26 protein-coding genes and 1 pseudogene are annotated in these 26,125 nt (G+C 29.7%); 10 read left to right on the forward strand and 17 right to left on the reverse strand.

Going from position 1 to position 26,125, the window contains the following annotated elements; translation table 11 throughout:
• Nucleotides 1-140: 140 nt before the first annotated feature.
• The 4 genes from KPL37_RS15510 to KPL37_RS15525 form a co-directional block, all read right to left on the reverse strand.
• Nucleotides 141-1,229, reverse strand: coding sequence for a dipeptide epimerase (locus KPL37_RS15510; RefSeq protein WP_216150838.1), 1,089 nt, complete (start codon nucleotides 1,227-1,229; stop codon nucleotides 141-143).
• 62 nt (nucleotides 1,230-1,291) lie between these two features.
• Nucleotides 1,292-2,032, reverse strand: coding sequence for a PD-(D/E)XK nuclease family protein (locus KPL37_RS15515; RefSeq protein ID WP_216150840.1), 741 nt, complete (start codon nucleotides 2,030-2,032; stop codon nucleotides 1,292-1,294).
• Nucleotides 2,033-4,330, reverse strand: a complete 2,298-nt coding sequence (locus tag KPL37_RS15520; RefSeq protein WP_216150842.1) for an ATP-dependent helicase — start codon at nucleotides 4,328-4,330, stop codon at nucleotides 2,033-2,035. It abuts the gene before it with no gap.
• Nucleotides 4,311-6,392, reverse strand: a complete 2,082-nt coding sequence (locus tag KPL37_RS15525; RefSeq protein ID WP_216150844.1) for a hypothetical protein — start codon at nucleotides 6,390-6,392, stop codon at nucleotides 4,311-4,313. The genes KPL37_RS15520 and KPL37_RS15525 overlap by 20 nt, the downstream gene beginning before the upstream one ends.
• A 437-nt stretch (nucleotides 6,393-6,829) precedes the next feature.
• Between KPL37_RS15525 and KPL37_RS20490 the strand changes: the two genes are divergently transcribed.
• Together KPL37_RS20490 and KPL37_RS15535 are read left to right on the forward strand one after the other, a co-directional pair.
• Nucleotides 6,830-7,018: a DUF4474 domain-containing protein gene (locus KPL37_RS20490; RefSeq protein WP_484793064.1), complete on the forward strand. Its 189-nt coding sequence runs from the start codon at nucleotides 6,830-6,832 to the stop codon at nucleotides 7,016-7,018.
• Nucleotides 7,019-7,126: 108 nt separating this feature from the next.
• Nucleotides 7,127-8,020 (forward strand): metallophosphoesterase, encoded by an 894-nt coding sequence (locus KPL37_RS15535; protein ID WP_216150846.1) that lies wholly within the window; start codon nucleotides 7,127-7,129, stop codon nucleotides 8,018-8,020.
• A 216-nt stretch (nucleotides 8,021-8,236) separates the two neighbouring features.
• On the opposite strand, the gene KPL37_RS15540 is transcribed toward KPL37_RS15535, so the two are convergent.
• The gene (locus KPL37_RS15540) at nucleotides 8,237-9,604 is read right to left on the reverse strand and encodes a tetratricopeptide repeat protein (RefSeq protein ID WP_216150848.1); all 1,368 of its coding nucleotides are present in this window, start codon (nucleotides 9,602-9,604) and stop codon (nucleotides 8,237-8,239) included.
• A gap of 312 nt (nucleotides 9,605-9,916) precedes the next feature.
• Between KPL37_RS15540 and KPL37_RS15545 the strand changes: the two genes are divergently transcribed.
• Entirely contained in the window at nucleotides 9,917-10,474 is a 558-nt protein-coding gene (locus KPL37_RS15545; RefSeq protein ID WP_216150850.1) for a TetR/AcrR family transcriptional regulator, read from the forward strand.
• Between the two features lie 81 nt (nucleotides 10,475-10,555).
• Here KPL37_RS15545 and KPL37_RS15550 read toward each other — a convergent pair whose 3' ends face one another.
• Both KPL37_RS15550 and KPL37_RS15555 read right to left on the reverse strand, forming a co-directional pair.
• Nucleotides 10,556-12,259, reverse strand: coding sequence for an oleate hydratase (locus KPL37_RS15550; protein WP_216150852.1), 1,704 nt, complete (start codon nucleotides 12,257-12,259; stop codon nucleotides 10,556-10,558).
• A 257-nt stretch (nucleotides 12,260-12,516) separates the two neighbouring features.
• Nucleotides 12,517-14,172: an Ig-like domain-containing protein gene (locus KPL37_RS15555; RefSeq protein WP_216150854.1), complete on the reverse strand. Its 1,656-nt coding sequence runs from the start codon at nucleotides 14,170-14,172 to the stop codon at nucleotides 12,517-12,519.
• A 160-nt stretch (nucleotides 14,173-14,332) separates the two neighbouring features.
• On the opposite strand from KPL37_RS15555, the gene KPL37_RS15560 reads away from it, so the two are divergent.
• The 5 genes from KPL37_RS15560 (at nucleotide 14,333) to KPL37_RS15575 (ending at nucleotide 16,820) form a co-directional block, all read left to right on the forward strand.
• Nucleotides 14,333-14,791: a Ku protein gene (locus KPL37_RS15560; protein ID WP_343216293.1), complete on the forward strand. Its 459-nt coding sequence runs from the start codon at nucleotides 14,333-14,335 to the stop codon at nucleotides 14,789-14,791.
• The gene (locus KPL37_RS15565) at nucleotides 14,791-15,477 is read left to right on the forward strand and encodes an ATP-dependent DNA ligase (RefSeq protein ID WP_343216291.1); all 687 of its coding nucleotides are present in this window, start codon (nucleotides 14,791-14,793) and stop codon (nucleotides 15,475-15,477) included. The genes KPL37_RS15560 and KPL37_RS15565 overlap by 1 nt, the downstream gene beginning before the upstream one ends.
• Nucleotides 15,478-15,726 carry an ATP dependent DNA ligase gene (locus KPL37_RS20315; RefSeq protein ID WP_343216292.1) on the forward strand — a complete coding sequence of 83 codons (249 nt, stop codon included), beginning with the start codon at nucleotides 15,478-15,480 and terminating at the stop codon, nucleotides 15,724-15,726.
• 39 nt (nucleotides 15,727-15,765) lie between these two features.
• Nucleotides 15,766-15,987 carry a hypothetical protein gene (locus tag KPL37_RS15570; RefSeq protein ID WP_216150856.1) on the forward strand — a complete coding sequence of 74 codons (222 nt, stop codon included), beginning with the start codon at nucleotides 15,766-15,768 and terminating at the stop codon, nucleotides 15,985-15,987.
• Between the two features lie 152 nt (nucleotides 15,988-16,139).
• Nucleotides 16,140-16,820, forward strand: coding sequence for a radical SAM protein (locus KPL37_RS15575; protein WP_216150857.1), 681 nt, complete (start codon nucleotides 16,140-16,142; stop codon nucleotides 16,818-16,820).
• A gap of 93 nt (nucleotides 16,821-16,913) precedes the next feature.
• Here the strand turns inward: KPL37_RS15575 and KPL37_RS15580 are convergent, their stop codons facing one another.
• From KPL37_RS15580 to KPL37_RS15590, 3 genes are all read right to left on the reverse strand, one after another.
• Nucleotides 16,914-17,120 carry a nucleotidyltransferase substrate binding protein gene (locus KPL37_RS15580; RefSeq protein WP_216150873.1) on the reverse strand — a complete coding sequence of 69 codons (207 nt, stop codon included), beginning with the start codon at nucleotides 17,118-17,120 and terminating at the stop codon, nucleotides 16,914-16,916.
• A 587-nt stretch (nucleotides 17,121-17,707) separates the two neighbouring features.
• Nucleotides 17,708-18,334 carry an EcsC family protein gene (locus tag KPL37_RS15585; RefSeq protein WP_216150858.1) on the reverse strand — a complete coding sequence of 209 codons (627 nt, stop codon included), beginning with the start codon at nucleotides 18,332-18,334 and terminating at the stop codon, nucleotides 17,708-17,710.
• A 159-nt stretch (nucleotides 18,335-18,493) separates the two neighbouring features.
• Nucleotides 18,494-18,754 carry a hypothetical protein gene (locus KPL37_RS15590; RefSeq protein WP_216150859.1) on the reverse strand — a complete coding sequence of 87 codons (261 nt, stop codon included), beginning with the start codon at nucleotides 18,752-18,754 and terminating at the stop codon, nucleotides 18,494-18,496.
• Between the two features lie 363 nt (nucleotides 18,755-19,117).
• Between KPL37_RS15590 and KPL37_RS19860 the strand changes: the two genes are divergently transcribed.
• Entirely contained in the window at nucleotides 19,118-19,618 is a 501-nt protein-coding gene (locus tag KPL37_RS19860; protein ID WP_246578324.1) for a PH domain-containing protein, read from the forward strand.
• Nucleotides 19,619-19,902: 284 nt separating this feature from the next.
• Here KPL37_RS19860 and KPL37_RS20410 read toward each other — a convergent pair.
• Nucleotides 19,903-19,986, reverse strand: a pseudogene (locus tag KPL37_RS20410) (SEC-C metal-binding domain-containing protein); the annotation flags it as partial.
• A gap of 415 nt (nucleotides 19,987-20,401) precedes the next feature.
• Here KPL37_RS20410 and KPL37_RS15605 point away from each other — a divergent pair.
• Nucleotides 20,402-21,037 carry a phospholipase D-like domain-containing protein gene (locus KPL37_RS15605; RefSeq protein WP_216150860.1) on the forward strand — a complete coding sequence of 212 codons (636 nt, stop codon included), beginning with the start codon at nucleotides 20,402-20,404 and terminating at the stop codon, nucleotides 21,035-21,037.
• A 208-nt stretch (nucleotides 21,038-21,245) separates the two neighbouring features.
• Here KPL37_RS15605 and KPL37_RS15610 read toward each other — a convergent pair whose 3' ends face one another.
• From KPL37_RS15610 to KPL37_RS15630, 6 genes are all read right to left on the reverse strand, one after another.
• Nucleotides 21,246-21,521 carry a hypothetical protein gene (locus KPL37_RS15610; protein WP_216150862.1) on the reverse strand — a complete coding sequence of 92 codons (276 nt, stop codon included), beginning with the start codon at nucleotides 21,519-21,521 and terminating at the stop codon, nucleotides 21,246-21,248.
• Nucleotides 21,522-21,565: 44 nt separating this feature from the next.
• The gene (locus tag KPL37_RS15615) at nucleotides 21,566-22,369 is read right to left on the reverse strand and encodes a hypothetical protein (protein WP_216150864.1); all 804 of its coding nucleotides are present in this window, start codon (nucleotides 22,367-22,369) and stop codon (nucleotides 21,566-21,568) included.
• Between the two features lie 309 nt (nucleotides 22,370-22,678).
• Complete coding sequence (locus KPL37_RS15620) at nucleotides 22,679-23,194, reverse strand: hypothetical protein (RefSeq protein ID WP_216150865.1); 516 nt, start codon at nucleotides 23,192-23,194, stop codon at nucleotides 22,679-22,681.
• A 3-nt stretch (nucleotides 23,195-23,197) separates the two neighbouring features.
• The gene (locus tag KPL37_RS20320) at nucleotides 23,198-24,235 is read right to left on the reverse strand and encodes an AAA family ATPase (protein ID WP_216150867.1); all 1,038 of its coding nucleotides are present in this window, start codon (nucleotides 24,233-24,235) and stop codon (nucleotides 23,198-23,200) included.
• Between the two features lie 875 nt (nucleotides 24,236-25,110).
• Nucleotides 25,111-25,227 carry a nuclease domain-containing protein gene (locus KPL37_RS20415; RefSeq protein ID WP_425514043.1) on the reverse strand — a complete coding sequence of 39 codons (117 nt, stop codon included), beginning with the start codon at nucleotides 25,225-25,227 and terminating at the stop codon, nucleotides 25,111-25,113.
• A 135-nt stretch (nucleotides 25,228-25,362) separates the two neighbouring features.
• A partial coding sequence (locus KPL37_RS15630; RefSeq protein ID WP_216150869.1) for a C40 family peptidase occupies nucleotides 25,363-26,125 on the reverse strand: 763 nt, incomplete at its 5' end.

Here is a 26,125-nt window from a genome sequence, read left to right on the forward strand (position 1 = left end):
AATGTTGGACATAAAAATACTCCTCCTTACAATCTTTGATAATTACTTATCTCAATTATTGCCAAGAAAGAGTACATTTTATTCTGTTTACACAAAATTATTTACAGGCCCCATTGGCTTATCATAACTGATAAGCCAATTTAATACTCACTTATCTCCAATATTCCACTAATTCCAAGGCCAGGTGCATTCGAAAACTTTATTAGGCTTTCATTAAAAATTGAGCCACCTATAATGGGATCGATGCTACAGAGTAATGGACCATCCAAATCTATTTTTGTTATAATGCTTTTGGCGGCCGCAAGATGTGCAGCTGCTGTAACACTGATTTTTGCTTCTAACATGCAGCCCATCATACATTCAACGCCATAAACCTCTGCTATTGAGCATATCTTTAATGCATTGTAAATTCCACCAGTCTTCATAAGCTTTATATTGATGAGATCAGCCGCACGAATCTGCATAATTTTAAGAGCATCCATAGGAGAAAAAACACTTTCATCGGCCATAACTGGTATAGAAATATTATCAGTAACAAACTTTAAGCCTTCTATATCATGGGCCTTAACAGGTTGTTCAACAAATTCAATATCTAGTCCAGCATCCTCCATTTTTCGAAGTGTCAAAACAGCTTCTTTAGGTTTCCAGCCTTGATTTGCATCAATTCTAATATTCACGCCCGGGCCAACAATTTTTCTTATAGCTTTTAACCTTTTTATATCTGAGGTCGAATCTGTACCTACTTTTATTTTTAGTGTTTTATAGCCAAGTCCAATTGCGCTAAGGCTATCGTTAGCCATCACATCTTGGTCATTTACACTTATAGTAATATCAGTTATAAGTTCATTTCTATAACCGCCAAGCAACTTATATAATGGTGCTTTATAGAGCTTGCCATAAAGATCATAAAGAGCCATATCTATAGCGGCTTTGGCACTAGTATTTTTAACAATACACTTGTTTAACTTGATCATAATTTCCTCGAAATTTTCTATGTCCATCCCTATAATTGCCTTTTTAATATGATCATTAATAGCAGAAATGATAGCACCTCTAGTGTCGCCAGTTATTACACCAGTAGGTGGAGCCTCGCCATAACCAACGCTAATTGAATCTGTTTTAATCATAACTATAATATCTTCTACAGAAGTTACTGTTCTTATTGCAGTTTTAAAAGGTCTTTTTAAAGGCACAGAAATATATCCTATTTCAATATCAGTGATTTTCAAAATATTTCCCTCCATTCATAAAATAATCATAAATTAATTCTCATCATTGAATCGTCTAATCGTTACACAAAAGCGTCACATACCTGAGTATCACCAGCAAATTCACAATACCTACACTTCTTTCTATACAATTCAATATTGAAATCCAAACTAAAATCATAATTGTTAAGCCTGCTTGTTATCGACCTGATTTTTTCTTCATATATTCTATGCATGCTCTTTGAATAATTAATAGTGATGATATCCTCTTTAAACTGAGGTTGCCAAAAGCTCATACTTATATCTTCAAATGATATCTCTCTATCAAATATTTCAAAAGACCTTTCTCCTAATATATACATATAGACAATAGCTTGCATTCTTTTACTTACTTCACTATAATCAAGCTTCCTATTTTCTGTCTTCCAGTCCCATATTTCTATTTTATTATTTGGCTTAATAATTATTAAATCATACTTTGCTTGAATCCTAATATTATCTTTCCTCATTTTAATTTCATATTCGGGCAAATATATATTTTCATCTATAATAGTAAATTTTTCTCGAAGTGACTTTGTAAATTCGAGCAATTCAGTATTACTCTCATTTATGACCACAGGAATATTTGAAAAATATCTTTGAGCTATGAGATGAAAATCCAGTCCCATGTTCATATTCTCATAATAATCCTCATCATTTATTGAATCTTTTTTCCATCTGATATTATCCAAATATTTTATTTTAAATCTAAAAGGACATTTATCAAAAGTATTTAAAAGATTTTGACTATAGTAGACATGATTTAATTTTCTAATGTCTAACATCTATAAAACACCCCTTTGGCTATTTATGTAATCTTGAAGAACATAAAAATACTTTGATGGTTTATCTTCATTCCATTTTCCTTCATTAGACTGCGTTGCCATTAAGATTAAATATTCCTTGGCCCTTGTTATCCCTACATATAAAAGCCTTATTTTTTCATTTATTATTTGTATTTTAGCTTCTTTTAATGGATCTTCGCAAATATTATTACCTAGAATTTTAGCAATTTCAGCCCTGCAGATAACTGTTGGATTTTTAAATTCATCCTTTAAATAATAATAGTCTTTAAATTTATCAGTTGTCATATAAGGGTACTGATAAGATGTAATATTTAATATTAATACACAATCCCATTCTAATCCTTTGGCTTTGTGACAAGTTGATACTGTTACTCTATCAGGGGATGGTTCATACCCCTCTAAATCGTATATTATACCTGATATATAATCGAGTATACTATTCTTTCCATCTAGCAATTGCTCTGCTACATAAGCTAAGGAAAATTCACTATTTTCAATAGACTCAAATCTAACATATGAGGCAACCGCCTCTGACATTGCTCTATTTTCAAGCGTAAAATTTAGAACATCGCTAATATATAAAATTAGTCTATCAAAATGTGTCTGAGGATATTTAAATATCCTTTTAATTAAATCCATGGAACTTATCAATTGCTTATACACCTTAGAGTTTAATATTTCTCCTGGAATATCCAGTTCATTTATAGTACCGCAACTAGGGTACATCAGCTTTTCAACATCATAACTACAAATAAAGCCAAACAATTTTTCACTTTCTTCATTATGTTCCTCGCAAAATACATTCTTAATTAAATCTGTAAATATGACACTATCCTGTGGATTTGAAATGAATTTCAGTATATATCCTAGTGTACTTGTAACTTTAATTTTTTTATCTGATTTATTTGATAACTCATCACACTCAACATTATAAGATCTAAGCATATCTGCTATTTCTCTAACTTGATTATTAAAAGGAACTAGTATTGCACAGGTTTTGCCTGGAAATTTTTCTTTAAATTTCATAGCCACGCGAACTGCTTTTTTAGTTTCTTCTTCTCTTGAATTACAAACCATAGTGCTTATCCCATAGTTATCTTGGCCGGTTTCAACTTCATCATCCAAACTTTTAATCTTTTGATCTACTAATGCATTTCTACATTTTTCTTCTCCATGCTTATTGTTTGTAAACTCAACTAATTCATTTGCTAAATCAATAATATGATTTGTACTACGTCCTGCCATGAACATTTTAAAAGCATTATTTGCCTTACCACAAAACTCCCTAAAAAATTTAGGATCAGACGCTGTAAATGTTCCTGTTATACTTTGATTAACATCCCCCACCCTTACTAAATTACCACTTTTCTTTGAAATTAAGCTTAATATTTTTCCTTCAATTAAATTAGAGTCTTGGCATTCATCTTCAAAGACAAAGGTATATTTCTTTTGTAATTTTTCTCTAACTGTATCATCAGTTTTTAAAAGTTTATACGCAAGAATTAGCAAATCATTGTAATCTATATACCCCTCACTTTTTAAAATTTTACTATAAGTATCATAAATTTCAGATATATGTACTAAGATACTATTATTATCTAATGATTTTATATTTTCTTTTAATTTTTCAGGAGAAATGTCATTTATCTTTAATTCACCAATAATCGTATCAACTGTTGTAAAAAAATCATTCCACCATTTATCTTGTTTCCCTGAGTATTTATTTAAGGATTTATCCAATATCATGCTCTTAAATATGCCCTCTCCGCCCTTCCTTCGCCACATTGAAATACAATTATTTAAATATAAACTTTTATTAACATCATCCAATATTTTAAATTCCTCATTAACCCCCATTACATCTGGTCTATCTTTTAAAATTTTTAGTGCCAAACTATGGATGGTCATGACTTCATAATCATTACTTGCGTTTATGCCCTTATTTTGTAGCACCATCGAGATTCTATGTTTAAAGTTGTTAACTGCACTATTCATAAAAGTTACAATAAGTATTTTACCAGGTTTATGGACCTTATCCTTTATAATTTCACATACTAGATTACATATTATGAAAGTCTTTCCCGCTCCTGGAACTGCTGGAACTGCCATACTTCCTCCTCGATACTGCATTATAGGCAACTGATCATCCCTATAAACTATTTTTTTAACTTCATTACTCATCAACTTCGTTGCTGTACTCATCAACTTCGTTGCTGTACTCATCAACTTCGTTGCTGTACCCATCGACTCTGTCGCTTTATTTATCTCCTCTATCAATGGTTTCACCTCTCTCACTTAATATGTCTATAAGAATATTTGCAAATTTACTTTCTTGCTCAAACCCACTTAAAGAATATTCACTGCCATATATATATAATTCACCACTACATTTTCTTAATAAACAATTAACCACAGACATTAGAATTCCATAAACATTATTATTTTCTTCCCTTTCGGTATACATCTCTTCACTATTCCGATTACTCTTTAATACATAAGAATTTGATAATTCGTGGACATTTCTAGGAGACCACATATTGCTGTTAATATCTGTCCATATCTGAACCTTACTGCTTAAATTAGATGTCAAATAGGTATAAGGAGATGTTAATACTATACTATTATCTTGTAATAACATTCCCTGAATCTGATTCATAGAATAAAATCCACTTCCTTCACCTCGAATAAATTCTATAAATCTCTCCTCTGAAGATTTCCCTTTAAATTCTAGTTTATCTAAAGTATTTATGAAACCTTCACATATTTCATATAAACCTATATAGTCCTCTATATGTTCTTTAACATTTGGTAACCTTATAAGAACCTCTGAAAATGCTTTTCTAAAAAATTCGCCAAGGGAACCCTTGTGCTCCCTTAAATTAACTTTATAATTTTCTATCCACTCTTTTAACTCATTATATTTACCTACTGCCTCGCTGCCTACTCTATCTTCAATATCGAGACTAATATCTTGCAGTTCACTTTCAGTTACAAAAGGATATAGCAAAGACCCTCGAATAACATCTAGCCTTAACATAAAAGAGAAAAAGTTTTTATAATCTTCCTTTGTTAAAAGGATACTTTTATAATCGTTACACAATACTGCAAGCACTATTAACGGGTGTAGATATTCATTGTCTATAAATCTATCCTTTTTAGAAGTCTCCATAACTGATATATTTAATTCCTTTGCTTTTTTCAAAAGTTCATAGGAAATAATGAAATCATTAAATGGACATATTATTGCTATATCCTTTGGCATAAATCCCTGATTTAAAAGTTCTTCAACTTTTAACATTATCTTCTGGACCATTTCGGATCTTAGTTGTGATGTCATATCTATAAAAGCTGGTACATCTTCATTTATTTTATCTTCCATAAAGAGATTGTGAGCCCTGTTATCTATTACAATGGCAAGGTTAATAAAATCATCATCACAGCAAAAATGATTGTCTAAAATAATCTCGTGATGTCCAATAGTTAATTTACTCTTCAAATAATCAATATTAGCTCCATAGTAACTACAAAGGCCCCCTTTAGGATTATAAAACAAATACGCCCTGTCTACATTATTAATAATCTTAAATATCAATTCTTGCTCTGCAGGTGATGCTTCATCTATATCATCTACTATAAGATATCTAATATTATTTATACTATTATATCTTGGATCGTGAAGTAAATAATTATTATATAAATAAAATGCTAGTCCATAATCGCAAACACCATTACAGAGTAATTTCGAAATATAATACATAGTTACTTCGTCCAATTGATTATATGTTTCTTTAACTAAGAAATCCCTAACCTCTAATGAATTATAAAGCCTAGTTCCTATTTCATCAAAAGGAACTAATGATAGTGCAGCATTATTAATGTTAGAAATTAAATCTGATGCTATTTTTGAAGATGTTGACGTTATATCTTGAAAATATCCTTTAACTTTTCTAAAATGCTCAACTAACGCTTTCATAGCATAATTGGTAGCATCAAAAGATGCGAACTCTGGCTTTAATATATTAATCTTTATTTCCTTGCAATTCTGAGTTACATAGGGCCAATAAAGAGATAGTTCTCTCCTAATAAATCCATAATAAGAGCTTTTTCTAATCTCACCAGAAGTATTGAAAATCATATCTTTGGTCCATGTTATATTTTGATATTTATTCATAAATAAACATAATATATTTGAACTTTTAATATTTTCATTTTCTATTAGATTCCTGTATTTAGTAATTGCAAGAGTTGTTTTACCACTTGCTGAATTCCCTTTAACTAAGATACATTTGTGACTAAATTTATCATCATTCAATTTATCTTGGACCTCTTTATAGTTCATAATATCAACTCCATGTGTTCCATTATTTTTATGGTTTTTATTTATAACCATTTTATCACAATAGCTAACTTATATATTTAGCTTTTCTGTTTTGCCTTAATTATACAATAAAAAAAGATGCAATTATTAAAACATAAATTAAACTTTTCTTACTGGGTATATTATTTTAAATAGAAATAGTAAAATTGAATAAATAGAATTAACGAAAGAGTGGGCTTATATGAAGAGAATACCTTATGACATTTCTAACTTTGAAGTTTTAAGAGAAAAAAATTACCTTTAGGAATACTTTAGAAAAAATAAAGAAGCTAGGACTAAAACAGCTTCAAATGTATGGAGAAAGTAAGATGGTTCAAGAGGAATTGGGCAAAGAAGGGTTAAGGAAGGTTTTAATTATTGTTGTAGGTAAAAAAGATATTTATATTGAAACTGATAGGATAATACAAGAGAAAAACAAACTGTTATGTGATAGGTATGCGGATATTACAAAAGCATATGACAATTTATCGGATAAAATAGTAGCAATTCAAAGGCAAGCACCTGATATATATAAAAAAATTATTAAAATGGGCATTAATAAAAATTTACTTATATATTATAAGAAGATTAAAAATTACTTGAAATAAATAAATGTTGACAGAAGTTGAATTTATGTCTTTTTTACGAGTCTTAGAACGTTCTTTGAAGAATATATTTAGAATATATAAAGTTCATTGCCTTAGAAGGAGGAAAAAATGAGCACAATAAATCGTATATCAAAGGTCTTTGAATCAGCAGAAGAAATTCAATTTGATGATTCCTCTAAGATTGTTTTAATGAGCGATTGCCATAGGGGTGACGGAAACTGGTCAGATGATTTTTCTAAAAATCAGAATATTTATTTTGCTGCCTTAACTCATTATTATGATAATTATTACACTTATATAGAGATTGGGGATGGAGATGAACTTTGGGAGAATAAAAGACTATCTGAAATAAAGCTGGAACACCGTGATGTTTTCTGGCTTTTGTCAAAATTCTATAATAAGGATAGACTCAAACTTATTTTTGGAAACCATGATATAGTAAAAGGAAACGATAAGTTTGTAAAAGATAATTTATATACCTATTTTGATGAGCCAAGTAAGAAATATATTCCATTATTTAAAAACATTAAGCTTCATGAGGGATTAATCTTAAGACATGCAGTTACTAAGAATAAAATATTTCTAATACACGGACATCAAGTCGATTTTATAAATTATAAAACGTGGAGATTAACCAGATTTTTAGTGAGATATTTATGGAAACCCCTTAATTTTTTTGGAGTAAATGATCCAACCAGAACAGCTGAAAATTTTCATAAAAAGCAAGCAATAGAAAAAAAGCTTATTAAATGGTCAATTGAAAAAAAGCAGATGCTAATTGCAGGACATACTCATAGACCTATGTTTCCTGAAGTAGGTGAGCCTCCGTATTTTAATGATGGAAGCTGTGTTCATCCAAGGTGTATTACAGCTATAGAAATTGATTCTGGTCAAATACAACTTGTGAAATGGTATATTAACACTAAGGAGGATGGAACTTTGTTCATAGACAAGGCGGTACTTGCGGGTCCAAATAAACTAAAGGACTACTTTAATGTTTAAGATCTTTCGACAATAAATTAGAATTAATTGCTTCATTTTTATAATATATTACTTCTATTTAATAGTGATAAATACTATTAGTACAACTAAACATAAGAATGATAAGGAAGGTCCAAATATGGGCCTTCCTTATCATTCTTACATTCACTTCAGCGAATTAAACATTTGATGTTTCCTATTTTTAGGTGGTTGTCCACACCCCATAGACGGTAATAATTATTTTCCACAGCATTTCTTATATTTCTTACCACTACCACAAGGACAAAGATCATTTCTACCAACTTTGGCTGCCTCTCGTACTGTAGGTTCCTGTGGCTTATAATATTTTAGGCCATCTTCGCTTGCTTCACTACCCTCTTCATCAAAAAATCTGTCTGCTATATGTTTATATTTACCCGACTGCTTTTTATACTCCACTTGGAGCTTTTTTCTTTCAATGTTATTAATTAACTTACTAAAGAACTCTGCCTTTAAAGCATATAAATCTGGATAATCCTTTTCTAGTTTTTTAAGAGAAGTTTTGTCGTTATCATAATTATCTAATACGATATACTCCTGAAAATGAGTCATTGCTTCTTTTTCTTCTTCATCGTGCATCCCTAATTCATTATTTGGAAGTACATTGAAAGCAATAAGAGCAACAATCTCTTGTTTTATTTTTTTATCTTCTTTCATTTTACGAAAATCATCTATATATCTCATATAGTTTTCAATTTCGTTTTTAATTAGCAATACATCTTTATCTTCAGGTATTATCTCTGTTGCCTTCTGTATTATCTTTTTAGCGTCTTCCATTCTTTCCACTTGCATTAAATAAGATGCTAGATCAGATAATGTAGAGGTTATATTCTCTTTTATTTCATCATTATTTATTGCAAGCTCTGCCAACTTATCTATAGATTTATGTATTGAAGAAAACATTTCAAAATTCATATCAATAGTTATTAACTCTAGATATATTATTGTATTATCCTTTATACCTGTAACTACCTCTAAAGACTTTTCTAAGACATTCCTAGCATTCATATATTCATTATTTTCTACATAAGCTTCACTTAATCCAAGCCACAAAGAAATATTATCACTATCAAGTTCTATTGCCTTATTGTAGGCTAAAATAGCCTTTTTATGCCAACCTCTGTTTAAATAAGCATTAGCTAAATAGCCTGCAAATGCTGAGTTTTCCGGTTCCTCTGAAGTTAATTCTTCATATATCGTCAGAGCTTTACCACTGTTACTATTTTTTAAATATACTTCTGCTAGAAATGCTTTTACTATTAGCGATTTTGAATCTTCTTTCTGCATCTTTTGAAGAATTTTAATCGCTTTGTTTAATTTTTCTTCTTCCATATAGCTTATTGCTAAGCTATAATTTTCTTTCACATCAGAATCTAAATTATTTATTGAATCATACTGTTTTCTAGTTTTTTCATTACTCAAAATTTCGTAAGCTTTTCTAATATTTATAAATTCTACTTCAAATCTATCCGGTGGATATTTTCTTACGCTCTTAAAGTAAGCACTTTTTATATCTTCTTTTGAAGCCTGCGCGGTTAGTTCTAATATTTCATAATAATCTTTCATTTATATCACCTTTTCTCTCTACTCTTTAGTATATTTTAAATATTTTTATAAAGTTATCCACATTTTCTATTTTAGAATTTCATACTCCTCTAAAATATCTTACCAAGTATTATCGACTATAATTATATAACAAAGATAATTAGTCACGCAACCCTAATAGGAATATACTTCAGTAACTCCTAACTAAAAGCTTTTAAGCTTGCAATCAGTGAAAATAAACTAGGAGCTTTCAGTTTTTAATATATTAAAAATTGACTAAATATTATATTCAAAATATAATGTATGTATATTTCACAAAAGGAGGCAAAAAGTATGTCAGATATCACCAAACAAGCTTTAGCACAATCATTAAAAAATTTAATGATTACTACTCCTTTAGCTAAAATTACAGTAAATAATATTGTTAAAGTATGTAATGTAAATCGTCGTACATTTTATTATCACTTTCAAGATATGTATGCACTTTTAGAGTGGATTTTTAAAAATGAAGTTTCAAATGTAATGGAAGAAAATAAAACCTATAAGACATGGCAAGAAGGATTCTTGAGAATATTTCATTATTTGAGTGCAAACCGCAAAATGGTACTAAATACTTATAACTCCATTGGTAGAGACAAATTAGAAACTCACCTATACAGTGCAGTGTACAGCCTGGTTTTAAATGTTGTAGATGAAATTACCTTAGGCAAAGAAGTGTCTGAAAAAAGAAAGGAATTTGTAGTGAATTTTTATAAGGTTGCTCTTGTTGGTTTATTGCTTGAATGGATAAGAAAAGATATGATAGATAATCCAGAGCAAATCATTGAGAATCTTAATAAAATAATAAGTGGAGATACCCATAAAGCTTTACTAGGATTCAAAATGCCTTAATAGCATTATATATAAAAGCTATGAAATTAAGTTTTTAAACTCATATTTCATAGCTTTTTATTCTTTATATTTCAAATAAGCTTAAATTAAGCCTTCCAAACTTGTATTGCTTAATAGTTTTTTGATAATTCCTTCAGCAGGTAATGGTCTTCCACTATACATTGCTTTAGCTGCTTTAGCAACAATACGTACATCATATTGGCTAGGATATATTTCAGGTGGGTTTTTTTCAAGTCCAAGTAAAGTATATACAGCCATAATAGCAGAACGAACTGAATATTCAACAGTAAATACACAATCACCTTTAACTTCTGCAAATTGACCTATAAATGCAAGGTTTGTACTACCAACAGGTACAACTTCTGGTCTATCTCCTTTAACACGAGGCATAAATTGACTTGTAATATAAGGCATGATAGATGGAATTACAATTGTTGTATCAATATATTCATCCATATCTTTTTCATCAATTCCTAAATGATATAACAGTTCTTGTAATAATTCTCTACCATTACATTCGCTCATTTTCTTTTTAATGAAATCACCTTCATTGTTAGGGAATAAAGCATATGCCCATATAACTATAACATCATCAGGTTGATTAGTAAATTGAGGTTGTCTGTTAACAGTAACACTTAATAACCACTTTGAGTCTTTAATTGTTATTATTCCGCCTGTTGCAGTTTGATGTGGAGCGAACTCTCTTTGCGCAAATTTCTCCATAAGTTTTCTCATTTTAGGACCTTTAGCAGTTATTGTATATGATTCCCATGTAGTTTTGTCAATATCACTACAGAATACTTCTGGTTTTCCGAATGAAGCATCTTTCTTAGCTATATTTTTCCATAGACTCCAGCATGCACCTTCGCTTCTATCGAGTATAGGCGCTTTGTCCATATTTCCAAGTGTAGCATTTTCAGTCATGGATCCATTAGTAAAGAATACTAAATCATTTTCTGTAGTTTTAATAAGTTCTTCTTTTTTTCCATTACGAGTTAAATGAATTCCTGTAACTGTTTTTTTATCTGCAGTTATATCTATATCTAAATCAGTTACTTTTGTATTTAAGTCTAATACTACTCCTTGTGACTCTAACAATTTTTTTAGTGGAAGAATCATTGAATCGTATTGATTATATTTAGTGAAAACTAATCCTTCCATTTTATTCATTCCTGGCATTAGATGTATAAAACGATGCATATAACGTTTCATTTCAACAAGAGCATGCCAATTTTCAAATGCAAACATACTTCTCCAATATAACCAAAAATCAGTTTCCAAGAATGAAGCATCGAAAAATTGTTCAACAGTAATTGCACCTAAAGAATCTTCGGTTGCAAGAAATAATTTAGTAAGTTGTTTAACATGATTTGGAGCTAGTCCAAGAGTTGAAAAATCAAGTTTTTCTCCACGGTTAGCAATAGCACGACAATTAGAGTAGTTAGGATCAGCATTATTTAATTCTCTAAATTCATCTAAAACATATCGTTCAGGTTCTTCTAATGATGGTACTTTGCCGAATAAATCCCACATACATTCATAATGCTCTTCCATTTCTCTTCCGCCAAGTGCAACATATCCATCTTTTGCATTTCCAGCACCGTCCATAGAACCACCGAGAATATTTTTTTGTTCTAAAATAGTTATATTTTTACCATCCATATGACCATCACGGATTAGGTATTGCGCAGCTGCTAATGAAGCGATACCTCCTCCAATTAAATATGCTTTTTTATTTTCAATTCCTTCAGGTTTTAATGTTTTAATTCTTTCATAATTTACCATAATTAATCTATCTCCTTTTAATTTAAAAATTTTAGTTTGATTATAGAATCCATTAGTAAATTTTTTATTTAATATAAAAAAATTTGTGTTGGAGTGTCTATAGTCATAATATAATTTTTATACAGTATAGTAAATCATCAAAAGAGGTAGATTGTGCAAATTTGTAACAATCCCTTTGATTTGTGATAGTTAGCAAGGCGATAACTGAAAGTTATCGCCTTGCTAATCCTTAATTACAACATTGTAAGATTAGGGTACTATTTTTTATTCCTAATTACCTTTACATTAGGATCGCAAGAATAAGAAATTGCGGCTGGATTCTTACTTAAATCTAAGGTTGTTAATTTATTATACTGACAATTTAAATTAGTCAATGCTGAATCTACCTTTAATGTTGTTAGTTGATTCATACTGCACTGTAAAATATCTAATGATACATTTTTACTTACATCTAATTTTGTTAGCTTGTTACCCCAGCAAGATAATGCAGTTAATGCTGTATTCTTACTTACGTCTAGAGTTAATAGCCCATTATTTGAACAATTTAAATCAGTTAATGATGTAAAATACTCTATTCCGCTTGAACTAGTCACTTCAGCACCAGACATATCTATTGATTTTATGTCTTTAACATCAGACTCAAGTATTGGCGAAGGAGCAGTTTTTCCTATCGTCATATATACAACGCTCTTAAAATTTTCGTCAAATTTTCTCGTTATATCTGTCTTGTCAAGGATAGGCATGGAGACAATTAGTGTAGCTAATGCCGTTACATTCTCTGTATTAACAACTCCATCTACCATTGTTAATGTACCTGTAAATGTAAATTGTCCTGATACTTTCGTACTTGCCACTTTATTCCACGTCACAGCAAAATCTTTAGTTGTATTATCAACTAAAGTCGCGGTTACTGTTACTGGTAATGTATAACTATCACCTATGTTTTTTGTTGTATTTTTAATTTTATTTACTGACGTAACTGGCAATGCTTGAGCTAAAACTTTAAGTGTAGCACTTTGGCTTATATTACTATCAGAATCAGTAGCTGTAATAATTGTTGTTGCATATTGTGTCAAAAGTCCTACATCATAAGCTGCCTGTATGTCGATTAACCCATTTGAAGCAGAAACAGAACCTATTGAGCAAGTCCAATTTATATTTGAGCTACTTGCTAATGAATTTTTTGTAATATCTACTCCATATTGATCAAATACTTTGTATGAAACATGACCATGTCCTGGCCACAGTCCACCACCATCACTTCCACTTTGAGGTGTAGGATGATCTACAGCTAAAGTATCACCTATCTCGATTTTAGCTACTTTCTGTTTTGTAACAGCTACTGTACTTGATCCCATATTAGTAATGCCATTCATTACACCGACTGTATAAATATCTTCTGGTAAATTATTTTCATAAGTCATTGTAGCTTCTGTTTTAGCGTCATTCCAAGTAGTAACCATTGTCATAGGAGTAGCTTCTCTTTTAACTGTAAATGCAACTTTGCTTGTATCTGATACTTTACCATTGAATGTTGCTTTAAGTTGATTAGCCGCAATAGCACTTACTGATGCTGATGTAGCTACCGTATTTATATCTGCATCAAAAGCAAAAAAATTAGATGTACCTGATGCGTTTTTATAAGTTACTGCTGGTATAAGGCTTGCAGCTACTTTTGATCCTGAAATATTAGAAGTCCATTCTCCGTTAAAATCTTTAACATAAACTGATCCACCACCAGCTATTGCAGCAGTGATCTCAGAAGCATTTGCCAAGTTATTGGCATAAGTTAACTCAAAAGCTTTATTACCTATTACTACGCTGCCCGTAGGCATTGCCGCAAAAGCTGAGAAAGATGTTGATCCTGCTATCATTACAGCAGCCATAACTGAACGTATAATTTTTTTATTCATATGTATATACCCCCCTATTATTTTTTATACCTCATAATAAATACGTTATTTTTACAATATAGTTTTATTATTACATTAATACCGTTATAAGTATAACTAAAGCCCAAAATAAAAGAACCTTAAAACTTATTGTATTTAGCTTGTAATGAATTTATAATAAATCAAATTTTTTGAATTACTACGTGCAGCACTTATGAGTGAACAGAAAATTGCAATTGGAAAAACTGTAATGGGCACTAAAGAAACTTTACTTGCTATCATCCCACGCGCAGATGGAATATTAATATCAAAAATGTACTTTGAGGATGAAATTAAAGATCTTCCCAAATCCTATAATAAGCCAGAGATAGTAGAGGCTGAACTTACTATGGCAAAAGCATTAATTAATTCTATGGTTAATCCTTTTGAGCCAGCAGCATATAAGGATGAATACCAGGTAAAATTACGTGAGTTACTAGAAACAAAAATAGCTGGCAAAGATATTGTTGCATCTAAGGATGAGGCACCAAGCAATATAATTAGTCTTATGGACGCATTAAAGGCAAGTATTGATCAAAACAAAACCGCACAGGAACCAGCTACTAAGGCGCCACGTAAAAAAACACCCAAAGGTGCATAATGGATCTGTTTGAGAGTAGAAACATAAAACCTATGCTAATTGGTGAAAATCAAGAAGCATTTGACGACCCCGATTATATCTATGAATTAAAATTAGATGGAGAACGTAGCATTGCATATTTAGATGAAAATATAACTGATATCCGCAACAAAAGAAATGTTAAGATGCTTACTAAAGTTCCAGAACTAGCAAATATCCACAAACAGGTAAATAAAAGATGTATTTTAGATGGAGAGTTAATTGTTATTAAAGATGGTGTGCCAAACTTCTATGAGATTCAGCGGCGATCACTACTGTCTAATACCTTTAAAATTAAGCTTTCCTCGTCTAAACTTCCCGCTAGTTTTACCGCTTTTGATATTCTCTACTATGACGATCACTCTGTTACAGATTTACCGCTCATGCAGCGTAAAAAATTGCTTGAAAAAGTTCTAAAGGAGAATGAACGAATAGCAATCTCTCGTTATATAGCGCAACAGGGAATAAAATTTTATCAGCTAGCAAGGCAAAACAATTTAGAAGGTATAGTGGCCAAAAGAAAAGATAGCAAATATTATCTTGATAAAAAAACTAAGGATTGGATTAAAATTAAATATCTACTGGATGATGATTTTGTAGTATGTGGATATATTTTTAAAGAACATGGTGTAATTAGCATATTACTTGGTCAATACTCCGAGAAATAATTGGTATATAAAGGGCATGTTACTATGGGAATCTCTACGGAAGATTTTCAAATAATAAGATCAACTCGTGAATTGTGTTCACAACCTTTTAATGAATTACCATCTGGTAATGATAATGCAGTGTGGATAGAGCTTCAACTTGTATGTATCGTAAAATTTATGATGAGAACTGCAAATGGTGCTTTAAGGCAGCCTGTATTTAAGGGTCTTAGGGATGATAAGTTACCAACTGATTGTATATCTAATTAACACAGTAAAGTATGAAATACTTTGGAGGTAGTTATAGTTATGGACGAAAAAGAAGCTAAAGAGTTTTCATCTGATGCTAAATATGGGATTACTCAAATGCTAACTCTTATTGATGATCAAACAGAAGAAATTGAAGAACTAAAAGATAAACTTGAGGAATGTAAAATACAAGAATCAACTGAACTATATTCATTACAATCACCAGAGTGCCCTACTGAAGAAATCGAATTTGATGGTGAGTCTGATTTTTACGAGGAATAGTCAAAAGACATGTCATTACTTAATTAAAAGTATTGGCATGCATTATTAAATTTCTTCATTTAATATAACAAAGTTATCCATTTTATATGTTATAATAATTTTAGTATAAATGAAATGGGTCATAATGTTTATTAAAGAAAAGAGGCATTAAAATGAACAGTTTTTCTATTGGAAATATATACGAAATAACTGGTTTGAAAACAGTAGATATTAATATATTACCTGAAAATTATTGTGGTTTTGATTGTGTTTTTTGTCCTTTGGGAAGAACAATTGTTAAAACTAATAGAACATTTCACTTTGAAGGAACTAAAGAATTTATAACTAAACTTTCAAGATTTTTGGATGATAATCAATTAGAACTTGTGGTTATTAAAAATGGTGAATCATTAGCCAATGCAGAAATTAAGGATGTTATTAAACTAATTAAAAATAGAAACATTAAAATAAGATTGCTATCTAACGGCTACGTTTTAAATAATAGTGAATATAGAAATATTCTTCAAATGTGTGATGAAGTAGTTGGTGAACTTGCAGTAACTAATGAAAAAGATTTTCAAAAATTACAAAGACCACTAGAAGGATATACACTTAAAAAGTATATAAATAACATGATGGAATTTAGAAAGTGGTTTAAAGGAAAATTTATATTTGACATCACTATAATAAAAAACTATTCTGATTCAGATAAATCTATAGAAATATTTAAAAGTATCATAACAAAACTTTCTCCAGATGAAGTATACTTTGAGACTCCAGATGAGGAAAGATTTAAAGGTGCTTTTCAAATTTCTAAGGAAAAACTTAATGAAATAAACAAATATGGCTATTGATAATTTTACGTACCGTTGTATAATTAATTGCTCTTCTTTTTAAATACAATTTGACCTCTAAATATTTACACTTTTTTATCTATTCCATACATATCACATTACAACTTTTGAAAGGTTACTTAATAGCTCTTCTATGGCACCTGTGTAATGATTTATTATCTTATTTTTAATTTTTTCATAATCTTGTTCATCATAAATATGAGATGTAGAATTTCTTGATAATAAAATATCGTTCCAAATTTCTATATCATTAATTAATCCTTCCTTAAACGCTTGTTTATAACACCCTCTTGGATAAATGAAATTGCTAACAAACCTTTATAGATTTTGCTAACATGATTTTTCCTCCTTATTTGTTATTAATTTCTTAATATAATAATACAAGGAAAATGCGAGAAAAGTTTGAGGTTTTATGAAATTAATATTAAAATTATTTTGGTACTGTTCTATTTTATGCCTTTTTTTTATCTATAGGTAAGTCTATTTATATCCATGACTCGCTACTGGTGTGATGGATCCTGCGAGCAATTATTCAATATGTAGAACCCCTAATTACTTTTGTAAGGCTTATTTCTAAGCATTATTTCACTAAAAATATTTCTAATCACTTATACTTTCTTACTTTTGTGCGGCTTAGATTACTAAGCATTATCTCTTAGATTATTCCATGAAAAATAACAAGCATGCTTTTGCTGTCTTCCTGATCTATTAAACATCACCACTAATTAACAAAACGACTCATATTAATGATTTGCTCACATACCCTGAGAAAATTTTTGAAGGAGCTTGCGACTGAAATTGCTAAAAATTTTATGTAGTTAATTAAGCTTTAAAACTTAGTAAAAGCTTCTTAAAAAGTACAAATCTATATTGCTAAAATAACATGTTTAATTTACAAATACTTTTTTTGAAATTTTTCCTATTACCTTAGTTGAAGCTAAATCAACTCCGCCACCTATTATACCTCCAATAACTGGAATTGCTTTTCCTAAATTAAATATGCCCTTTTCTCCAAACTTTGTTATTAGTCTAAATCCTACTGCTTTATTTATTCTTTTTATTGTTTCAAAAGATATCTTCTGTATAGCTGATTGTGTTAGTTTAACTCCTATTTTTATACCACAGTCTTTTGCCATATCTACAGCTGCGTTACCTGTTAAACACATATATACTAAAGTTTTTACCTTGTCATCATTTATATCATACCCACCTATATGTGCTACTGCCGCTATCATTCTCATTTGAACATATATTACACTAGAAATATTAGCAGGAATTGCGACTGGCAATGTTATTATTCCTCCTAATCCAGTTAAAAATCCAGATGTAGCACATTTACCAACTTGCCAATTTACTAAGCTATCGCATGCTTTTATAGCAATACCACCATTTTTATTTAAATATGAATCTCCTAATTCTTCTGCTGACAATGTTCCTGGTAATCCATTTAAGGATTTATCATAAGCCCAATCCAATACCTGCATCATTTTATTGTTTTTTGCTAATTCACTCATCTGTTTTCCCCCTAATAATAAATTCAAAACAAAACTCCACTTAAATATTGTCAACATCGAATATTCTATTTTCGTCACGCTATCTTTACTGAATTTTTATCTAATTTCCCAAAGCTCTAACAAAAACTTATTGAATTAAATGACCGTTTAAATTTGATACTAATCGTCCTCGTATTCTAGGCTTGCATTTGGGTTATACTTCACTAAATTTAGTAATTTAAGAACTTCCTCATGTTCGCCACCACTTAAAGTATAATCTCTTAAATCTTTGTCGAGCATTTCCTGCTCTTTAGAATAATAATTAGAGTTTTCAACAGTGAGCTTTTCGGCTCCAAGCCCCTTTAAGTAATTATCATAATCTATATCTTCATCTCCAATATTAAAAACTATTTTTATATCCTCATCATCTGTTATTAACACTTTTTTATATAATACATAATTAATGACATCAGCTTTGGTGATCCTTTTGTAATCTATTGAAATACACATACTATAAACGCTCTCTAGATCATTTTAGTTTCAATAAAAATAGCAATGGTATAAATTACATATACCATCGCTGTTTAAGTTACTCTTACTAATACCTATTGTGAAGCAACCCACTTGTTATATATAGTCTGCCGTCCTTGGCGATGACATGCATTCATATTCTTGTTACTTGACAAATGGTACAAGTTACAGGTAATATAATCTTTGATAAAGTATCATAAATATGTATAGCTTTATATACAGAAAATATTTGAATGTTATATGTACTAATGATAATGAGAGGATTGATAAAAGATGGCAAATGAGAAAAAAAACTTAGTAGAATTAAAATCCCACTTGGAAAATGGAGAAGAAATAGAATCTCATATATTTGGTGCCTATCAAGCCAAAATTATGAATAACGATTCAGTAAGAAATGGAGTTTTAGTGGCTACAGAAACAAGAATAATATTCTATGCAAAAAAAATGTTTGGTTATGACATGGAAGTATTCCCTTATCTAAATATATCAAGTATAGAAGTAAGTAAAGATTTTATGGGTCATAAGATTTCATTTTTTGCTACAGGTAATAAGGTAACAGTAAAATGGATTCATTCAAAAAATATAATGGAGTTTGTAACTCTTGTACGAGACAGAATAGGAAAAAAACATGAGCCTTCTATAATAGCAAAAGAAACAACATCAGAAAAAAGCCCCATTGAAAAGATAAAAGAACTTAAGGAACTATTGGATATTGGAATTATAACACAAGAAGAATTTGATGCAAAGAAAAAACAGCTGTTAGAAATGATTTAAGGCAACCTTAAACAAGCTCACTAAATACTCCCAAAGTCCTATTTAAAACAGTTCCAGCAATTGGGACTTTATTAAGATAGGACTTTGGAATCATATCATCATATCCATCTATAATATCTTTTATCTTAGTATTGCTTAAATTATCTCTTATCTTCTATTCTATTAGGTTTTTGCAGTAGAATCCTTAAATTATTAGGTCAATTTTTTAATTATAGCTATTTTGTAACTATAATTTAAATATGTAATTAGCTTAGTTCATTGATATATAAGGATTTATCGTTAATTTATTTCTTATATTTCTTACCACTTCCACAAGGACAAAGATCATTTCTACCAATTTTAGGTTCCTCTCGCATTGTAGGTTCCTGTGGCTCATAATCTTTCAAGCTACCTTCGTTTTCTACACTATCATCTTCATCAAATAATCTGTTTATTATATTTTTATAATTACCCAACTGTTTTTTATACTCCACTTGCATCTTTTTTCTTTCAATGTTAACAAGTAGAAACTAGTCACTACGTTCCAGTTTTTACATTGCTAATATCTTATTGGACCTCGGTGTTCTAATTATCCAATCTCTGGCATAAAAAGATAATATATATTATATTAGGAGCTATGTTGTTTGTTGGGTGTACACCTAAAGAGATGATGGATAAAACTAAAGGTTATTTGGTAATGAGTCATAGCAACATTACTAACAGTAATTTAAGATAGGAGGTGGATTATATCTACTTCCTATCTCTTTCGTATGTATAGGTGATCAATATTAGGAGTTAGTATTAATGGGTTTAATAGGAATTTTATTTGGAATGCGAAAGAAGTCCAAGAATAAAACTTATTTAGAGATGCAAGAGAAATCTGTAATACAGGACGAGTATGATGAAATAAAGTCTGATGTGATATGGGAAGGACATCATGTAATTACTTCTTCAAAGCCTGCATCTTTACCAGCTACTTATATAAAGTATTATTTTACAAGGGTAACAGGAGATTTAGATAAACAAATGATAAAGGTTATAGACACATCAGTAGATACGTTGGATATAGCGATATACACAATAACTTTACCTAATGTGGTTGATGCTATTATATCTAGTAAGAAAAGGGGAGTTATTGTGCGTATTTTAACTGATAGCAAAACTTGTGTTTATGCATCGGTAGGTGAACAGTTAAATAGGTTAAAGCTATTAGGAATACCGGTTAAGATAAATACTCATTATGGTTATATGCATCTTAAGGTAACGATAGCAGATAGTAAGATTATTACTACAGGAAGTTATAATTATACAGGGTCAGCGACTAATAATCATGATGAGAATTTAGTAATAATCTCTAATGAAAAGATAGCAAAAGATTATAGACATGAATTTAATATAATGTGGAATGATACTTATAATTATGAGAATTATGTAGGGTAGGTTGCTATCAAAATGTTTCATATTCATGGTTCGTTAACTTATTTACAAACCTTTTATAATAATTTATATTAAAACACAAAAAAATAAAGAGCCTAGTATCAATAGGCCCTTTTAAGAGAAAAGATATATCTAATTGGATAAATATATTAAGTAGTTTGTCCACTTCTCATAAAAATATTCATTATATTAAAAAATAATTCCACAACTCTTAAATAATTTCTTTTTGAACTAACTTCTCTGAATTCATTCGGATTGCAACTGTATTCTCTGCAATATTTGAAATTACGGTTAAAAATACAAATAAAGATATAGAGCTTATAATTAAATAAAGACCCATATAACCGCTTAGGTGCTTTATAGTATCTGTAATAGCATTTTGTTCACTACTACTTTGGGATGGTTGTATAAGAATTATTATACCAACAATACCATATAAAAATAATAATGCTGTTCCCACTATTGGGAAAATATAATTTTTTTTCATAATTAAATCCTCCTAAGTTTATCTTTAGTTTATTGACCACCTATTTATTTTAAATTATTCTTCTTAGCCCACTCTATTTGGTCCGTAACCCATGGATCTTCAATCCATGGTTGTTTATACATTGGGATAGATGAATCATATGCTGGATATTTAACTGTCACTTTACCTTTTGTCACTGGCTTAGCTGTCTGAACTACTATAGCTTTAGCTTTAGCTTTGGCTTTGGCTTCTGCTTGAGCCTTAGCTTCGGCTTCTGCTTTAACCTTAGCCAACGCATCTTGTTCTGCTTTCAATTTAGCCTTAGCACTTGTCTGATATTTAACAAGTAATTTGTTTATCTGTTTATTAGTTGGATCTATACTTGACGCAGTGCTCATATAAATAATTGATGTTGCGTAATCTTGTTTAGAAGCAGTTTGTTGAGCCTTATTAATCAAGCCTGCAACAATATATAACTTATCACCCTCAGAAATTTTTAGTAATGAAATTCTATAATTTTCACTATCTTCTTTAATTACACCTCGAAATGATATAGATGAATCTTTATAATCTTTGTCAGCAAAATACTTCATCCCAATCTTAAAAGCATTTTCTGAATCTTGTAGTTTTTCAGCATTAGAAATTTTAGTTTTAACTTCTGGCATATTTGCTACTTGTTTATAAATTATAATAGCTTTTTCATAATTTTTATTTAATATTAAATCATCTGCTTGTTTTACCAATACAAAACAATAAGTAGCTATACCCCCAACTATTAAAACAAATATAACAATTGTCGATATTATTAATTTTCTCCAAAAATGCATTTCTTTCAACTTATTAAATAAATTAGTTTTATATATTTTCATATTTCAACTCCTTTTCATATTATTAGAAAGTATTTTAACAAATGTTTAAACTTTCCTTTATCTATTATACAACTTTATTATTTATACGAAAGTATAATTGCATTATTTATATTACATAAAACATGTATCCGCAATTATTTAAAACAATTAAAAAGGCATTATATTTTTCACTCTATATTATATTCGGAATTTATTAACTAATATTTAATTTTTTCCATAAAAATAGCATCTAATTTCATTTTTATTTGAAATTAGATGCTTTAAGATTCTGAACTTTATTTGCTTTCTGTTTCTTCGGTTGCTTTATAACTAATCACACATCACTACAGGTGTAATCTTAATTTGTGGAAAGTTATTCCTCCATTCTTCAAGATCATACACTTTAAAGTTTGATAGTACCTCCCGTAGGATCTTTTCGCCTTTTAATTTAATAGGTAATTGCTTGCCTATTTTCATCTCTAATATTTTCCTTAATTTTTTATCAATTAATGGATGCTCAATTAAAAGTACATATACAATCGGTAATTCTTTTTCATTTCCTTTACAAGCCCAAAACATTAAAAGACTATCATAGTATTTACGTGCTATACGTTTATAAAAATCCTCATGTTTAGTTTTTTTCAGCATAGCATCTGGATTAGACGCTCCCTTTATTCCTGCATTCTTATACTCTATAAATAATACTTCATTATTGGTTTCAGTTATAAAATCAACATCACTTAACATCACATTACTAATTAAATTGTGTATTTCCAAAACATATTCTAAATTTGAAAAATCAAATCTATACTGTTTGTTTTCTTCTATCAATACTTTGTTCTCCATTAATTACTCCTCTAAATTACCTTTGATAATTTCATCTAAAAGTTTGGAATCTGCTTCAATAATCGGATTATCTTCTAACTTTCCAAAATAATCTGCGCTTTGTGATTTAACACCCTTACCAGTTTTATATAAATTGTGATACAAAACCCTATCCGAATCTTTTCGTTTTATCTCAAAATATTTGGCAAAATTATAACTATGGGTTGCAACAAAAACCTGAACACCATCTCTTTGTAATTCAATAAGTATATCTACAAGAACTGGTATCAACTCTGGATTAATATTCGCCTCTGGTTCATCCCACAAAAGAATAGTTCCTTTTTCAATTAATCCGTTTCTTATCAATTTCCACAAAACTCCAAATTTACGAAACCCCTCAGCTTCTAATGAAAACTCTATTTTCAATCCATTTGTTTTTATTACATAAAAAGTATCATTTTCATAAATTACTTTTCCATCAATTACTTTTGAGATAGTAGCTAATAATTTTTTATTCAATTGTGACATTTCCCTTGTTTCTGGCAATTCGCAATTTGTAATAATATCTATATAAGTTCTATCAAATGGCATATCATACTTGTTATTTAATGCCAAAAAACCTTTTGAATGTGACAACATTTCTTTTGGAGGAATAAAAATTGATTTTTGTTCTTTATCTGGAAATCCTATTTCATATGAACATTCCTCATCAGTATCACCAACTATTATTTTAGAATTATTGATATTAAATGAAAGTTTACCCATAAGATATTGTTTGTCCTCAATTAATTTAGACTCATTAGCATATACTTTTAAAATTAGGGGCTTTAAAAGCTTTGTAAAAAATTCACCTTTACTTAATCCCCCTTTAAAATAATTACTGATAATATCAATATCCGTATCTGTTTTTTTTGACATTTCACAAGTTGCATAGATTGACTTTAATAAATGTGTCTTACCTGTTCCATTTTCTCCTATAATTACATTTATCCCATTTGAAAATGCTATCTCTTCTTCTTCAAAAACCGTAAAATTTTTAAGATATACTTTAGCTATACTCACAATATACACCACCTCTAAATTAGATATTTTATAAATTACACTATTTTTATAATAAATAAATTATATATATGTATAACTATATTTTAGCCAATACATCAGCCTTTTCTCTCGCTGATGCATTGGCAAAACAAATTGATTACAATTTGTTCACGACACTCATGGGTTTTTATTAACGAAGTGAATTTACTAATTTTTTGATAACTATCCAATTATACTATTAATTCTTATATCTACTCTATATTGTACCTTAAATTCCGACTTAATCCCATATTAATTATATTATTAATTAATTTGTGTAGGTTAATGATTAAAGATTAATTATCTACATTTTATTCGCAAATCATGTCTTCACAGCCGTATACTTTTTCGTATAAAATACCCTTAAAAATTCAAGTATCTAACTGTATTTTTTATAAGCTTTACCATCCTCATTTTTATAGGCTGTCCTAACTCCGAACATCCCTCCCTATCTTAATTATCCTCCCCATTACCTCCCTATGTTTCCTATCAAACTCTACCCTGCTAAAACCATACGATTCCCCATTGCACTCTACCCTGATTTCCTCATCTTTAATAAATATCCTCATTCCTTCTATAGAAAATCCCTTATAGGCTCAAGTGATCTTTTAAATGTTGAGTATGAGGATTCATTTATTAGCTTATCTAAAAACTCTCCCATGAGTCCTGTTGTTGATGGAAGAAATGGAATTCCACCTATATTTACTTCCTTCAGTTCTACACCCTAATTTACTAGCTTTTCGTGATTTAAATGCATTATAACTTACCTTAAAAGTTTCCTTTGTCTTAGGATTTTCATATACTAATGTAGACGTTACGCCTTTTTTAAGTGAGACAAATATTCCAGTTCTATTAATTCATCTTCTGGGTAGCTGCATATTAATGTCTGTACTTATTAGCTTATATCTCTTTCTAAGCAGCAAATTTATCTTTATAAAACACCAATACTCATATAATAAACTAAGTTCCTTCATTTAACTATTTCATTAGAACTTTCTTGTATTTTTCATTCCATTTCCTTATCTACCAAGGATCTGAACCATTTCAGAGTTTGGAAGTTAAGCAGACAAGCTATGTTACTATTTACGATCTCTATTATATCTTAATTTTTAAAGTATTCTTCTTCCCGTTACAAACGATGTTCTCCAATAACCACTTAAGTCGGCTATATGTACAAGTGTACCACTTTTTCGTGCTTCTATAAATTTGTTATTTCCAACATATATTCCTACATGCGCATTACCTATAAAAAAAACTAAGTCTCCCACTTCGAGATTATTTATGCTAACAGCACTACCTTCTCCTGCTTGCTGATAAGTTGTTCTAGGTAAAGTAACACCGATACTCTTATAAATATACTGTACAAGTCCTGAACAATCAAAACCACTAGTTGTTGCACCACCCCATATATAAGGTATTCCAATTAATTTATCTGCATTTGCTATTATAGATTTTTTTTGAGAAGCTGTACTTGGTACTGGTGTTGTAATCTTTGAAGTAATTACGAATGATTTTGCAATGTATCCCCATGTGTTATTATATTTAATTTTATAATAACCATTTTGAGTTCCATATAAACTTATATTATTTGTTGGATTAATAATACCAATAATATTATTCCCTGTAGCTGCTGTTTTACGTACATTTAAATACCATACTTTTGTACTGCCTACCCCTGTTTTGGTTGTACTAGCTAATGTACTAGATGCCATCGGGATTCTAACCACTGCTGAAGTTGCAGACGTAATTACGTATGATTTGGCAATGTATCCCCATGTGTTATTATATTTAATTTTATAATAACCATTTTGAGTTCCATATAAACTTATATTATTTGTTGGATTAATAATACCAATAATATTATTCCCTGTA

This window comes from Clostridium frigoris, assembly GCF_018861865.1.
GTDB lineage: Bacteria > Bacillota > Clostridia > Clostridiales > Clostridiaceae > Clostridium_AD > Clostridium_AD frigoris.

Bases quoted from the DNA above. Each gene is read 5' to 3' on its own strand.
- KPL37_RS15515 (WP_216150840.1), bottom strand. From the start codon at position 2,032: ATGTTAGACATTAGAAAATTAAATCATGTCTACTATAGTCAAAATCTT.
- KPL37_RS15525 (WP_216150844.1), bottom strand. From the start codon at position 6,392: ATGAACTATAAAGAGGTCCAAGATAAATTGAATGATGATAAATTTAGT.
- KPL37_RS15535 (WP_216150846.1), top strand. From the start codon at position 7,127: ATGAGCACAATAAATCGTATATCAAAGGTCTTTGAATCAGCAGAAGAA.
- KPL37_RS15540 (WP_216150848.1), bottom strand. From the start codon at position 9,604: ATGAAAGATTATTATGAAATATTAGAACTAACCGCGCAGGCTTCAAAA.
- KPL37_RS15545 (WP_216150850.1), top strand. From the start codon at position 9,917: ATGTCAGATATCACCAAACAAGCTTTAGCACAATCATTAAAAAATTTA.
- KPL37_RS15550 (WP_216150852.1), bottom strand. From the start codon at position 12,259: ATGGTAAATTATGAAAGAATTAAAACATTAAAACCTGAAGGAATTGAA.
- KPL37_RS15555 (WP_216150854.1), bottom strand. From the start codon at position 14,172: ATGAATAAAAAAATTATACGTTCAGTTATGGCTGCTGTAATGATAGCA.
- KPL37_RS15565 (WP_343216291.1), top strand. From the start codon at position 14,791: ATGGATCTGTTTGAGAGTAGAAACATAAAACCTATGCTAATTGGTGAA.
- KPL37_RS15570 (WP_216150856.1), top strand. From the start codon at position 15,766: ATGGACGAAAAAGAAGCTAAAGAGTTTTCATCTGATGCTAAATATGGG.
- KPL37_RS15575 (WP_216150857.1), top strand. From the start codon at position 16,140: ATGAACAGTTTTTCTATTGGAAATATATACGAAATAACTGGTTTGAAA.
- KPL37_RS15585 (WP_216150858.1), bottom strand. From the start codon at position 18,334: ATGAGTGAATTAGCAAAAAACAATAAAATGATGCAGGTATTGGATTGG.
- KPL37_RS19860 (WP_246578324.1), top strand. From the start codon at position 19,118: ATGGCAAATGAGAAAAAAAACTTAGTAGAATTAAAATCCCACTTGGAA.
- KPL37_RS15605 (WP_216150860.1), top strand. From the start codon at position 20,402: ATGGGTTTAATAGGAATTTTATTTGGAATGCGAAAGAAGTCCAAGAAT.
- KPL37_RS15610 (WP_216150862.1), bottom strand. From the start codon at position 21,521: ATGAAAAAAAATTATATTTTCCCAATAGTGGGAACAGCATTATTATTT.
- KPL37_RS15615 (WP_216150864.1), bottom strand. From the start codon at position 22,369: ATGAAAATATATAAAACTAATTTATTTAATAAGTTGAAAGAAATGCAT.
- KPL37_RS15620 (WP_216150865.1), bottom strand. From the start codon at position 23,194: ATGGAGAACAAAGTATTGATAGAAGAAAACAAACAGTATAGATTTGAT.
- KPL37_RS20415 (WP_425514043.1), bottom strand. From the start codon at position 25,227: ATGAAGGAACTTAGTTTATTATATGAGTATTGGTGTTTTATAAAGATA.